This is a genomic window from Plesiomonas sp. (assembly GCF_051652165.1).
Lineage (GTDB): Bacteria > Pseudomonadota > Gammaproteobacteria > Enterobacterales > CAMTGL01 > Plesiomonas.
Window position 1 is genome coordinate 289170 of sequence record NZ_JBOFTR010000004.1, and the last position, 13867, is coordinate 303036.

General features: G+C 41.9%; 11 protein-coding genes and 1 CRISPR repeat array (1 of these 12 running past the window's edge). Of the genes, 2 read left to right on the top strand and 9 right to left on the bottom strand.

Translation table 11 applies throughout. The features are described from left to right. Positions 1-1449: a CRISPR direct-repeat array (repeat unit 28 nt; unit sequence GTTCACTGCCGCATAGGCAGCTTAGAAA) (it extends 3499 nt beyond the left edge of the window). Between the two features lie 126 nt (positions 1450-1575). From ACRC53_RS03770 to ACRC53_RS03780, 3 genes are all read right to left on the bottom strand, one after another. Next, positions 1576-2241 carry a DUF1345 domain-containing protein gene (locus ACRC53_RS03770; RefSeq protein ID WP_438642224.1) on the bottom strand — a complete coding sequence of 222 codons (666 nt, stop codon included), beginning with the start codon at positions 2239-2241 and terminating at the stop codon, positions 1576-1578. Positions 2242-2275: 34 nt separating this feature from the next. Continuing rightward, positions 2276-2617, bottom strand: coding sequence for a hypothetical protein (locus tag ACRC53_RS03775; RefSeq protein WP_438642225.1), 342 nt, complete (start codon positions 2615-2617; stop codon positions 2276-2278). Between the two features lie 295 nt (positions 2618-2912). Continuing rightward, positions 2913-3419 carry a lytic transglycosylase domain-containing protein gene (locus tag ACRC53_RS03780; protein WP_438642226.1) on the bottom strand — a complete coding sequence of 169 codons (507 nt, stop codon included), beginning with the start codon at positions 3417-3419 and terminating at the stop codon, positions 2913-2915. A gap of 115 nt (positions 3420-3534) precedes the next feature. Here ACRC53_RS03780 and ACRC53_RS03785 point away from each other — a divergent pair, with 115 nt between their 5' ends. Next, positions 3535-4182, top strand: coding sequence for an MBL fold metallo-hydrolase (locus ACRC53_RS03785; RefSeq protein ID WP_438642227.1), 648 nt, complete (start codon positions 3535-3537; stop codon positions 4180-4182). Positions 4183-4442: 260 nt separating this feature from the next. Here the strand turns inward: ACRC53_RS03785 and ACRC53_RS03790 are convergent, their stop codons facing one another. The 5 genes from ACRC53_RS03790 to asnS all read right to left on the bottom strand — a co-directional run bounded on the left by ACRC53_RS03790 (position 4443) and on the right by asnS (position 11151). Continuing rightward, complete coding sequence (locus tag ACRC53_RS03790) at positions 4443-5135, bottom strand: DUF2982 domain-containing protein (protein WP_438642228.1); 693 nt, start codon at positions 5133-5135, stop codon at positions 4443-4445. Positions 5136-5359: 224 nt separating this feature from the next. Continuing rightward, a complete protein-coding gene (locus tag ACRC53_RS03795) occupies positions 5360-6550 on the bottom strand; it encodes an amino acid aminotransferase (protein WP_438642229.1) in 1191 nt (396 codons plus the stop codon). A gap of 135 nt (positions 6551-6685) precedes the next feature. After that, positions 6686-7804, bottom strand: a complete 1119-nt coding sequence (locus ACRC53_RS03800) for a porin (RefSeq protein ID WP_438642230.1) — start codon at positions 7802-7804, stop codon at positions 6686-6688. A 389-nt stretch (positions 7805-8193) separates the two neighbouring features. After that, positions 8194-9387 (bottom strand): porin, encoded by a 1194-nt coding sequence (locus ACRC53_RS03805; protein ID WP_438642231.1) that lies wholly within the window; start codon positions 9385-9387, stop codon positions 8194-8196. Positions 9388-9750: 363 nt separating this feature from the next. Beyond that, on the bottom strand, positions 9751-11151 hold the full coding sequence (asnS, locus tag ACRC53_RS03810) for an asparagine--tRNA ligase (RefSeq protein ID WP_438642232.1): 1401 nt from the start codon (positions 11149-11151) through the stop codon (positions 9751-9753). 381 nt (positions 11152-11532) lie between these two features. Between asnS and ACRC53_RS03815 the strand changes: the two genes are divergently transcribed. Further along, positions 11533-13242 carry a pyridoxal phosphate-dependent decarboxylase family protein gene (locus tag ACRC53_RS03815; protein ID WP_438642233.1) on the top strand — a complete coding sequence of 570 codons (1710 nt, stop codon included), beginning with the start codon at positions 11533-11535 and terminating at the stop codon, positions 13240-13242. A gap of 130 nt (positions 13243-13372) precedes the next feature. On the opposite strand, the gene cadR is transcribed toward ACRC53_RS03815, so the two are convergent. Continuing rightward, the gene (cadR, locus tag ACRC53_RS03820) at positions 13373-13852 is read right to left on the bottom strand and encodes a Cd(II)/Pb(II)-responsive transcriptional regulator (protein WP_438642234.1); all 480 of its coding nucleotides are present in this window, start codon (positions 13850-13852) and stop codon (positions 13373-13375) included. Positions 13853-13867: the final 15 nt, after the last annotated feature.

Genomic DNA, 13867 nt, shown 5'->3' on the forward strand with positions numbered 1-13867 from the left:
GCTTAGAAATTCACCCATGATTTTCTCACGCAGCATTTTAGGTTCACTGCCGCATAGGCAGCTTAGAAATAGAAAATATCGGAGGCTGTGCAGAGCTTGATGTTCACTGCCGCATAGGCAGCTTAGAAATGATGTTTTAACTCTGGAAATTCCAGCAGCCTGTTCACTGCCGCATAGGCAGCTTAGAAATTACTCGTGTTGATGTTGCCTATGATGACTTTGTTCACTGCCGCATAGGCAGCTTAGAAAAACACAATACACAAAGTCATTAATTACTGTGAGTTCACTGCCGCATAGGCAGCTTAGAAATAGCAATGCTTCCTTTGGGTTCAAATTTGCTTGTTCACTGCCGCATAGGCAGCTTAGAAAAAATCCTGAGTAACTAAAACAATTTGCTGAGTGTTCACTGCCGCATAGGCAGCTTAGAAATTATTCTTTTGCGCGTGTTATTTACACTGTAAGTTCACTGCCGCATAGGCAGCTTAGAAATATGATGGTAATACTAGGTGTGTAATTACTGGGTTCACTGCCGCATAGGCAGCTTAGAAAACCCCAGCGTGGGGAAAGGTCGATGCAACATAGTTCACTGCCGCATAGGCAGCTTAGAAAACGCCCAGATTAGTTTTAACCTCAACCGTACTGTTCACTGCCGCATAGGCAGCTTAGAAATTGATAAATTGCATCCTCATCACCAACAACAGGTTCACTGCCGCATAGGCAGCTTAGAAATTCCAGCCATACGCCCGTTGTAAAAGTCACGGGTTCACTGCCGCATAGGCAGCTTAGAAAAGACAGCAGGCGGTCTTTTAGAACTGTTTGCAGTTCACTGCCGCATAGGCAGCTTAGAAACAGTGCCAGAAGAGTTAACAGCCGAGGTAGCCGTTCACTGCCGCATAGGCAGCTTAGAAATCCAAATTCCTTGCCCTCCTTGTTGATACCAGGTTCACTGCCGCATAGGCAGCTTAGAAATCCTGCTGAGACTTCTCGGTTTTGATGTGAAAGTTCACTGCCGCATAGGCAGCTTAGAAATGGGGTAAAGCCGACGCCGAGGAAGCAAGTGAGTTCACTGCCGCATAGGCAGCTTAGAAATGATGGAAAACAGCTCGGTGTTGATGATGCAGGTTCACTGCCGCATAGGCAGCTTAGAAAACTGCATGACCGTATACGCGAGTTCGGTATACGTTCACTGCCGCATAGGCAGCTTAGAAAATCAATTATTTCTATTTTCCCGTTACAAGTTGGTTCACTGCCGCATAGGCAGCTTAGAAAACACGAATGTTTCGCGAATTAGAGAAGTATAAGTTCACTGCCGCATAGGCAGCTTAGAAATTCGTTTTCGAAATCATTTTGCTGCACCAGATGTTCACTGCCGCATAGGCAGCTTAGAAAGCAGTTGCCGCAAGATAGAGATGAAAAAAACAGTTCACTGCCGCATAGGTAGCTTAGAAAATCAGCATCGGGTATAGGCTCTTATCCCAAAGCTTTACTGTTACACAAGCAATGCCATGAATAAAAAATAGACAGAGATAAATATCTTGCCACTTAAGAAGTAAATGGCAAGATATTAAAGACAGTTTAGAAAAGGCTTGCACAAATATTAATAGATAACCCAAGAATGGTCATATTAAATAAAAACGAAATGACTGACTGCAATAGCACCACTTTACGCATCTCTTGAGAGGCAACGCAGACATCCGCAGTTTGAGATGCCACAGCAATGGTAAATGAGAAATAGAGAAAATCCCAATATGAGGGGGTATCAATTTTATCAGGAAATAAAAGAGAGGGCTCGTCTGACTGCTGCTCACCATAATAAAAAATATGCGCATAGTGCATAGTAAAAGCCATAGGCAAAAGTGCCCACGAAGCAAATAAAGTCATTGCTGACATAGTCAGATGTATTATTTTTTGTTGTCCAGCAAGTTGCCCTGCGGTTGCCAATTCTAGTAATAAAACTAATGTACTAAACAAACAGCCACATACAACAAATAATATGACCATTTTGGCACTTTCATCTTCACCTTTAGTGACTTCTCGAATTTTTGATATAGGCGTTGTTCTTACTTTTCCAAATAAAAAAAGAATATAAAAGTAGGCAAACACATCCCATGAGATCATTAATTTAGCAAAAGGTCTCATTGAATGCGGCAACATAATAAAAGCCATACATGCTGAAAGAATGGCAAAAATAAAACGAGGCCTAACGTATAAATAATTGGATAAAAATGCTTTGAATGTCATTAATCCACCTGGTTATTTTAAGCGTTTTATATAATTAATGATCAACTAAGTTTGTTTTACTTAACTCGTTCACAAACTCTCTTTTGATTGTTGTTTCAGTGATGTAAAAGACGCTAACATCATTATTATTAATGATAAATGCTGCCCTGAAGTCATTTTTACCAACAACAACTTTATATTCAAGTATCGTTATCCCATGGCGTTTTAGCTTGTATGCAGGTTTTATTTTATGGGGTTTAGTATGAAGAATGTTTGGTAACTCATTGTAAAAGTTTAGTTTTATTAGCTCTTCAAGTGTTGCATGTTTTTTGAAAAAACTAAGAATATTGTTATTTTCATCTATAGTAACATTATTTGTTTCTGAAAAAAGGTTCATTTTTTATTTCCTGTTATGCCTATTTCTTATGTTTGTTACTAAATAGAGCATGATTTCAATGCTAATTTAGGCAAAAATAGTCAACTTTATACTTTTATTCAACATATATAGTAGCAGTTTCAGATTAAGGATAAACCAATGTGGGTGTAACGAATTGTTACTACTATTGTACAGGGAAAGCAAAGGGCATTGAGAGGAGTAAAAAGACATGTTGATAACAAACAAGAGGGGTAGTTTTATACTGTAGATAAAATAACAGCACAATACTTAGTCTATATACGATTTATTGCGTAAGTTAAGATTGTTTATCACTATTACGTAGTGTGTTTTTTTTCCTTGCTTGCGCTTTATTTTGTTTGGCTATCAATAAATTCAGATAGGCATTGACGACTTTTGTTCGATACGTAATATGATATTGAGGTGTTTTTGAATGATAGTTTCCTACCGCACACCAAACATCACCTTGACACTGGTAGAGATGCTCTTGTAATAGTGAACCTGCTACAGCAACATTTAAACAGGTGTTACTTGCAAGTGCTTGCCACGTTAAACCTGGAAACTGAGCTTGTAAACGGGGAAGGTGGATAGTATTTATCTGCATAGGGCCAAGATCATAAGAGCCATTGCTATTTTTACTGATCGTCCATTTTTTTCCACCTTCAACTTGAGAGATCGCTTTTAACAAGATAGCCGGAACACTGTAAAGCTGGCTGGCTTTAGTTATACAATATTGCATTTCTGCTACGGGCACAGTTTGTTCTGTGTAGATAGCATCAAACATGGCATAAATCCTTTTAGTCATTATTTATACTGTGTTTATACTATGGTCAATTTGCACAGTCTAATGAGAATAAATTGCTTTTTATGTAGATAAAATTGCAAAATCTGAATTGAGATCTTTTTATTGTGGATTAATTATGAAATACCATATTTTACCTGTCACTGCATTCCAACAAAATTGCTCTCTTATCTGGTGTAGTGCAACACAAGAGGCCGCACTGATTGACCCAGGTGGTGATGCTAAAACACTTATTCATGCGGTGACTCAAGCTGGTGTTACATTAACAAAAGTGTTGTTAACGCATGGGCACCTTGATCATGTTGGTGCTGCGCATGAAATAGCTAAACATTTCTCTGTGCCTATTTATGGCCCACAGAAAGCAGATCAATTTTGGTTAGACGCTTTGCCACAGCAAGCTCAGATGTTTGGTTTACCTGATTGTGGTGTGTTAGTGCCTGACCACTGGTTAAACCATAATGATAGTATCACAATTGGTGAATGTGTGTTGTCGGTATTACATTGCCCTGGGCATACTCCTGGGCATGTGGTGTTTGTTAATACACAAGCAAACGTGGCATTTGTCGGAGATGTGTTGTTTAAAGGGGGGGTGGGGCGTAGTGATTTTCCAATGGGCGATCATCAGCAACTGATCTCTTCGATTCGTCAGCAACTCTGGCCATTAGCAGATGATACCGTGTTTATTCCAGGACATGGGCCTACTTCCACCATTGGGTATGAAAAACAGACAAACCCTTTTATGGTTGATGAAACCCTTAATGGGTAAATGCATATTGAGTACTTATATTTAGCGCGTTTTTAGAAAATGGGTTGAAAAATGGTTCGTTTGGTTTATCACTCAAATTTTTCACTGAATTTATTTTTGGTGATAACGCACGAACCATTTTGTTTTGTAAATTGAGAACATTGCTCGTGTTATTACTGTGAATATACCACTCTGTTGTGCGATGTATTATATACCTGTAGCAATGTAGAAACGTATTTCTTCAACCTATTAACGATAATATTCTTTATTCTAAAGAAGCATCATAAAGTATTTACTTCATGTATTTCAGATAGTTCACGCATTTCACGATCACGGTAGATACGTGATAATGCGATAACTTGATCTGCAGAGCGATCAAGGGCTGTCAGGGGGATATACAAGTCATAACCGAATAAACGCCGACATAATTGCATACGGTGCAGCAACATTGCCTCTTCATCACAATAAACGCGCTGATTAATCTCTATTGTTGTTGCGTTATATAGCTGAGTACTGACATCTTCATCAAGGTTCTCTTGTTCTAGGCCGATATCAACAAGCTCACTCTGTTCGCGTAATAATCGGTAAATGAGTGCAGGGGTCATACGGTCAATAATATCAGCCTGGTTTTTAAGTTGAATACCCAGATAATTTATTGGAACCCACTGTAACCCTTGCTGGTGGCAAGGTATACCTATGCGTTGAACTTGTTGCCACGGAATTGCCCATCCACCCGAACGATGATGATATTGCAAGTGCATGTCTGACAGTGTTAACCCGATATTGGGTTCGCGCCAACGGGTTATACCTTGCCATGCCAGATAGAGAGCTAAAGCAAACAGTGATAATAACCAAAGCCAACTAGGTTGCAGGGTATACAGTAAGAAAGCGGTAATAACAGCAAGTAAGCTACCAGAACAAAGTAGAGTGATACAGTGCTTTTTGATGGAGGGTCGCATATGTACACTTTCCATTCGGCTCTCCTGCTAGACATACACGATGAATTAACTGTGAATATCAGTATGGTGTGGAATAGCAAGAAATGAGAAGTTTATCACGCTTATTTTTAAGTAAAAAAAATCAGCCACAGAGTAAAACGTGGCTGATTGTTGTGTATATCACGTAAAATAACGGTGTGTATCCCTTAAATACGCGTTTGCTTTACAGTGCTTTTTTGCTGTATTTAACGCGACAAGGTTTAGAGTACTTTGGCAATGGCCTGGCACAGTGGGTCGATATTTTGCGTGGTAATTCCAGCAACGTTAATACGGCCTGAACCAACTGCATAAATAGCAAATTCATCACGCAAACGGGCCACTTGTTGTGGGTTTAAACCACTGAATGAGAACATGCCATTTTGCTGGGCAATAAAGCTAAAATCACAGTCTGCGCCCAGTTGTTGTAGTTTTGCCACAAACAGCTCACGCATTTGGTGGATACGGCTACGCATATCGGCAAGCTCGGCTTCCCACTCGGCTTTGAGTTGGCTGTCAGCTAATATCATGGTAACCACGGCAGCACCGTGCGCTGGAGGGTTAGAGTAGTTGGCGCGGATTACCGATTTTATCTGGCTAAATGCACGCTCGGCAGTGTCTTGATCAGCGGCCACAAGGGTGCAAGCACCAACACGTTCGTTATATAAACCAAAGTTTTTAGAGAATGAACTGGCCACCAGAAGCTCTTGATGGTTTGCACAGAATGCACGCAGGCCGTAAGCATCTTCTTCCAGCCCTTTTGCAAAGCCCTGATAAGCAAAGTCAAATAGCGGTAGCCAGCCTTTTTCGGCCGATTTTTTTGCCAGCAGATCCCACTGTGCAGGCGTAGGGTCTACACCCGTAGGGTTGTGGCAGCAGCCGTGGAATAACACCACATCACCGGCTTTGGCCTGCTCTAATGAGGTCAGCATGGCATCAAAATCGAGCGACATATTATTGGCATCAAAATAACCGTACTCACGAACGTCAAGACCCGCGGCCTTAAAAACGCTGACATGGTTTGGCCATGTTGGATTACTGATCCAAATCGTTGTTGCGGATGTTTGTCGAGCAATAAATTCTGCAGCAATACGCAATGCTCCTGTGCCACCCGGTGATTGTGCTGTTTTTGCTCGTTTAGTTGTAATAATAGGGCTACTTGCACCAAACAGCAGTGTTTGTGTTGATGTGCCAAAAGCAGCAATACCATCAATACCGAGGTAGTTTTTTGTATTCTCTTCTTCTAACAGCCGTGTTTCAGCTTTTTTTACAGAGTGCAATACAGGCGTTAACCCTGCATCATCTTTATATACGCCAACGCTGAGGTTGATTTTATGAGGGCGAGGATCTGCTTTAAAAGTATCAGCAAGCCCAAGAATAGGATCAGCAGGTGCAGCAATGATATGTTCAAACATGTGTAATAGCATCCATGAAAGTCAGACAAGTTCCTTTATCCTTATACCGCTTGCGTGTGTGCTTGACAATCAACTCTGTAATAAAAAAAGAACAAATGCGCCTTAATCGTGCAAAGTAAGAAAATAGGTAAACGGTTAAAACGTATACTGAACCGCAACCGCAGTCACATTATCAATAAGTATACTGTTTTGAGATGTATAAGCATTTGAGTCAAGCAAGTTAATTTTATAATCAATATAGGTATTGAAGTTAGCATTAATGAGATAGGTGATTGAAAGATCAATATATTGGCTGTAATTTTGGTCACCATAACCGGTGAGATTTTTTGCTTTGCCTTGTGCATAAGCAATACCCGGTGTTATGCCGTTATCCCAAGTATATTGAGCAACAAGAAAATATGCTTGTGTTGCATCAGCAAAATTGTTATCGCTGTTGATATCCACATAAGGTTGTAGATTTTTCGTTTCAGCATAAACAGCCGCTAAATAGATATTATCGATGCTGTATTTTGCACCAACGGCCCACATATCTGCGTTATCTTCATTAAAATCAGCAGCAAGTGGGGTATCACTTAAACTGCGGATTGCCTGCATATTTTTGCCGCCAGAGTTATAAGCAGCACCGAATGTTAAACCAATATCAGCAAACGTATATTGCAGTGAAATACCGCCACCTTCAGCTTGCACCCCAGTGCCTTGGGCAAGGTATTGTAACCCAAGATCAAAATTAGAGTAGCTATAGCGATATTGTAGTAAGCCTGCACCACGCCCAGTTCCAAACATAGAGTCTGGTGAAATGGGGGTGCTCGATGAGACTTCAGAAAAGTAACCTAAAGTATCTTCACCAAACTCAGGCAACATATCAGCATAGGTAGCAATATCATACATTACTGCCCAGTTATGCCCATATTGTAGTGTGCCGTAGGTTTCATGGGCGATACCGGCATAACCAAGACGAATAGAGCCTTGACTGCCCCAATACGGGTTTTGGTTATTACTAATGGGTTGGTTATATTCCACGTGCCCAAATCCATGAAGCTCTTTATTGATGATGGTTGTGCCTGAAACACCAAAACGTGAGTTACTTTGATCACCATAGGTTGAAACAGAATTTTCTTTTGCAAAATGATAATCACCCATGATGTAGCCATAAAGATTAAGTTGATTCCCATCTTTGTTATAAATTTCAGCAGTATGAGCAGTCTGAGCCAGCAAAATAGCAGGGGCGATGACAGTAAAAATACGGTATCTCATACTCTATTTCCTTGTCTGTTATGATATTTATCTGTATTACTGCTGTTTTTCATATTTATGCAAAATGTCCATATAGGCATTAAGCATAGAACTGATTAAAAAATTCGCCATACAAGTAGATATAGATAACGCAAGAAAATATGCAAAATACGGCGCAGTAAATAGTCAAAAAAGAGATAAAGAGATGAGCCGCTAATAATTAAAACTCAGTTATCGCGGAGTATAAAATGATAAAGGGGATAACAGATGAGAAACATAGATAGGCAAACAAGAGGGCAGTGCATTTTTAGTGAAATAAAAAAGCCAATACCTTTTAAAAGTATTGGCTTTTTTGCTGTTGAGCAATGAATGATAAATACAATCAATACAACAGAAATTATAAAACTACATTAGAATGAGTATTGCATACCAACAGCCATAACATTGTTGGTGTATATCGCATTAGTTGCAGTATAGCTGTTGTTTTGCATAAGGTTAATCTTGTAATCCACAAATGCGTTAAGATTACTACCAAGCGCATAAACTAACTCTAAATCGACATATTTAGTATAGTTTTGGTTACCGACATAACCATTAGGACGACGTAACCAACCTTGCCCATAAGCAAGACTTGATGTTAAACCATTACTAAAGGTGTATTGTGCAACAGCAGTGACCGCTTGGCTTGTTGAAGCAAAGGTGTAGTCATTAATACTATTCGGGTAGTCAGTACCAATAAGGGTTGAGTTTTGCGGGTTAGCACTATACGCCATTTGGTTTCTTGTTTGGGTATAGTTAATTGCCGCATAAATATTATTGGCGCTGTATTTTGCACCTAATGAGACTAATTCAGCGTTTTTATCGTTACCAATATTTGCTTTTTGCCACGGTGATTTGCTTGCAGTGTTATAGGTTGCACCTAGCGTTAAACCCATATCAAAATCGTAGCTCATTGCAACAGCATAACCGGTACCATTTTCTACTGCGCGTGAGTAGTTATGGTTAGTAGAGTCACCGTTATAATTATCATTTGGCCCCATCAACTGAAGGGCTAAATTGAATTTATCCCATGTATTGCGGTACTGCAATAGGCTGTCAGAACGGCCTGTACCAAACATGGTTGGTGCTGAACCCGTGTAGTTGTTGGTGGTTTCTAACATATAACCTTGGGTATCTTCACCCCACTCGGTTAACATGTCGGTATATCCCATGATGTCATAGGCAATACCCCAGTTACGGCCGTAGTTTATGCTACCGTAACGGTCATCTTTTACACCGGCAAAAGCAAAACGAAGTTGGCTAGGGCCGTTATAGTTATTACTTTGGTTCACTGCAAAGTTGTATTCAAAACGACCGAATGATTGCATGTGATCATTGATCTTGCTATTCACTTTAAAACCTAAACGTGCATAGGTTTGGTCGCCACGCATATACCCATTGTAATTATCTTGAGCACCTGTGTGGTCAGATACAAAGTGATAAACGGCAGTTATACCACCGTACAGATCAACCTGGCTGCCATCTTTATCGTAAATTACAGCAGCATTTGCCGCAGTAGCTGTTAGCATTGCAGGGATCATTGCTGCAAGAACGGAATGTTTCATGCTATTACCTCCTATTCCCTCATTCAGTATGAAGTATGATATCGCTCCGGCTTGCAGTTGAAATACGTTTTTTTCCGGAACTTTTCGCTGGGTGTAATGTCGCATTTCCGCAGATTTGATTCCATTGACTTATTGAATCGATTAATGTCTGATTTTTCACAAGGAAACAGAGTGTAAACGTTTGTGTTTTCCATCGAACTTTTTGACAGTGAGTAATTTATTTTTGTTGCTGCATTTTACAATGGTGATAAATAAGCACAAAAAAAGCCAACATAGTGTTGGCTTTTTTTGTTATTTTGTATTAGTACACTCTGACATTACTGACCATAATCAGTGTATGTAGAGACTAAAATAAGAGGGTAATTAGAAAGCTGCGTTGCGTGGTGTACGTGGGAATGGAATCACATCACGTACGTTTTGCATACCGGTAACGTAGGCAACTAAACGCTCAAAACCTAAACCGAAACCGGCATGTGGCACTGTACCGTAACGTCGCAGATCGCGATACCACCAGTAATCTTCCTTGTTCAAGCCCATCTCGTCTAGACGTGCATCAAGAACATCCAGACGCTCTTCACGCTGTGAACCACCGATAATTTCACCGATGCCTGGAGCAAGAACATCCATCGCGGCAACGGTTTTACCGTCATCGTTCATACGCATATAGAATGCTTTGATATCTTTCGGATAGTTCTTCACGACAACCGGTGATTTGAAGTGAACTTCAGCCAGATAACGCTCATGCTCAGATGACATATCTACACCCCAGAATACTGGGTTTTCGAACTGCTTACCGCAGGTTTCGAGGATCTTGATAGCATCAGTGTAATCAATTTGTGCAAAGTCTGAACTGATAAAACGTTCTAAGCGGGCAACCGCATCTTTATCGATACGATCGGCGAAGAACGCCATATCGTCCATACGCTCTTCCAGTACTGCGTTGAATACATACTTCAGCAGCTTTTCAGCCAGAGCTGCAGCATCGTCAAGGTTTGCAAAGGCAATTTCTGGCTCGATCATCCAAAACTCAGCCAGATGGCGGGTCGTGTTGGAGTTTTCCGCACGGAAAGTTGGGCCAAATGTGTACACTTTAGACAGCGCACAAGCATACGTTTCAACGTTCAGTTGGCCTGATACGGTCAGGAAGGCTTCTTTACCAAAGAAATCTTGTGAATAATCCACCGTACCTTTGTCAGTCAGCGGTAGGTTTTCCATATCCAGCGTGGAAACACGGAACATTTCACCTGCGCCTTCACAATCTGAGGCAGTGATCAGTGGGGTAGAGATCCACAGATAGCCATTTTCATGCAGGAAACGGTGAATGGCTTGTGCCAGCGTGTTACGCACTCGTGTTACTGCGCCTACAATATTGGTACGTGCACGCAGATGGCCCACTTCACGCAAGTATTCAATAGAGTGGCGTTTTGCAGCCATTGGGTAAGTGTCAGGATCATCAACCCAACCGAGCACTTTTACGTCAGTAGCGTGGATCTCAAAAGCCTGACCTTGACCCGGAGAAGCCACCACAGTACCGGTGACTTCAACTGAGCAACCGGCAGTTAAACGCAGCACTTCACTCTCGTAATTGGGCAGAGAATTGGCAATAACTGCCTGCAGAGGATCAAAACATGAGCCATCATAAACGGCAAGGAATGAGATCCCCGCTTTGGAATCTCGACGTGTTCGTACCCAGCCTTTTAGGGTGACTTCACTGTCAACCGCGGCCTGGCCACGCAATACATCAACGACAGGCATTACGCTCATACTATTCTCATACTCCGTATTTTTGCTTTTCTTAGGCACTGAATGCACCTAGCAAGGATAATTGCTTATGTTACCTGCCGATCCGCAGGACTCAAGCATAAATTCTGCGTAATTGTGTTCATTAAGTGAGTTTTTTATGTTTTCAGTATCTTTTCCTTATTTAGGATGACGTATAAAAGCAGGTGTAGTGGTAAATATCATCAATTTAGCTATTGTTAGTGTTAAATGTCGAGTTTTTGTGTATTTTTTGAATTTAAAGTCTGCTTTAAATCATATAATTGAACTATTATTTTTATTTTACGCTTAATTTGTAGTGAATTGTGCTGAATTAACTGCCCCTATTTTTTGGGGAAAAAGGTCAATTTAAGGATATAAACACTCATGACTCGACACGATGCGTTGCTGCATTCATCGCAGGAAAATACAGTTTCTTCTTATTTTTCAGATCGCTATGAACAAGTTATGGCATGGTTTTTTAGCCGTGATCCCAAACAATGGCCGATTTATCACGATCCGGGTTTGCAGCAAATTATCGGTTTTCGGCAAAAGCATTTAGCGCCTGCCGAACGTTTGGCCGCTTATCCGCAAGGGGCTGCCATGTTTGCGCAGATTGACGGCATGCGCCAGATTCAGCCACATATGCAGCCACCGAGTGCGGGCACAGATCCGTTACTGACATTTGCCGCAGCAATGTCAAAAGACTGGGAAAACCCAAGTTCAGTTGAAAACGTGATTACTATGCCCAGTGATCCGGCAGTATATGGCGCGATGATGTGTTCACTGGCTAACCCGAATTTGGCATATTGTGAATATGCGGGTATGGCCGACCATCTAGAGAAAACCGTAATTCGGCAGATGGCAACACTGGCGGGCTATGATCCGGAACAGGCAACGGGTGTTTTCACGCAGGGGGGAACATTCTGTAATCTGTATGGCTATCTGCTGGGCATTCGTAAATCACTGCCTGAAGCACGTACCCACGGTATGGGTGTTGATCAAGATTACCGCATTATCAATTCGCAGGGCGGGCACTACTCCAACATGACGAACTTGTCACTGCTGGGGGTGGATATTCGCAATAAAACGATTCGGATTAAAGTCACGCAAAGCAATGATATCGATCTGATCGATCTTGAGCGCCAAATGCGCGCCTGCTTTGATGTGCACTGTAAAATACCGGCGATTATGCTGACATTGGGCACTACCGATACGTTCGGTGTTGACCGTATAAAGCCAGTGTACGATCTGCGTAACCGCTTATGTGAAGAGTACGATATTACCGTAAAACCGCACATTCATGCTGATGCAGCGGTAGGCTGGTCAATGCTGTTTTTCCTTAACTATGATTTTGCAGCAAACCCGCTAGAGATCAATGCTGCAACGCTGGCTGGTATGCAGCACAATGTTGAACGCTTTCGTGAAGTACAGTATGCCGATTCGTTTACGGTGGATTTTCAAAAATGGGGATACGTACCCTATACCTCAAGTCTGGTGATGATCCGCAATAAAGATGATATGCATGCGCTGGAAAATGACCCAGAAAACTTCTCGTACTTTGAGCATGATTTGCAGGGGCAGACACATTTACAGTCAACCATTGAGTGTTCGCGCGGTGCGGCGGGGATGTTTGGCGCATTCTCTGCGCTGCAACACATGGGCATTGAGGGATACCAGATCATTTTGGCGCACTGTTTGCAAAATGCGAACTACTTCCGTCAGCGTTTGCAAGATGTTGGCCACGTGAAGCTGATGGTGCCGGAAAATCAGGGGCCAAGTGTTGGCTTTAAAGTCTACAACCCGCAATGGGTGAGTAATCCCGATGCCGAGTTTGCGTTTGAACAGCAGTGCATGATAGATGCAGACAGCATGGCGCGTATGCAGCGTAATGCACACTGGCACCGTGAGCAATTTACAGATGGCGGAAAGTTTGGTCTGTATACCAACTGGGTCGAGTTTATTGCGCGCTCAACCTATAACGCAAAAGGGCGTTACGCCTACATTCCGGGTGAGAAAGCCGTATTCATGAATCCGGCCACTGGCCGTGAGCAGATTGATCAGTTTATTGCTCGCCGTTTTGCTCATCTAAAATAAGCCTAAAATGGCTGATACATCAGTGCATTGTATTCATTTGTATATTGCACATGCACCTCGTACCTGCATATGATAACTGCATCTTGTATCAGCCGTTGGCGCTTTTAAAACACCCAATTTTGTTACCCTGTCACTTATTGGGGGTAGCGGTTAGGTTATTTTCGCCAGTGTTATTTGTATAGTCATCAGGGTGACAAGCACAAGGTTCACCCTCTGCAGCGGCGACCAGACTTTTTAATATCCCGCAATTATCGCTGTTGTGATGACCGTCAGGGCAGCGTTCACGTAGCATAATCAATTGCTGCTCTAGCCGTTTTAAGTTTTCGATTTGTTGGTGCACATTATCAATATGACGGTCGATCATCTCATTGGTTTGTACGCACCCTAGCGCAGGATTATTGCGATAATGGGCCAGTTGGCGAATTTCAGCCAGTGACATATTCAGCGAGCGGCAGTGCAGAATAAAATTTAGCTCAGACAAATGCTGGGCCTGATAAATACGGTAACCCGAGGCATTGCGCAACGGCTCAGAGAGCAACCCTTCACGCTCATAAAAACGCAGTGTTTCCACTTCAGCGCCTGCACTACGGGCCAGTTCACCAATTTTCATCTTTAATTCTCCAAA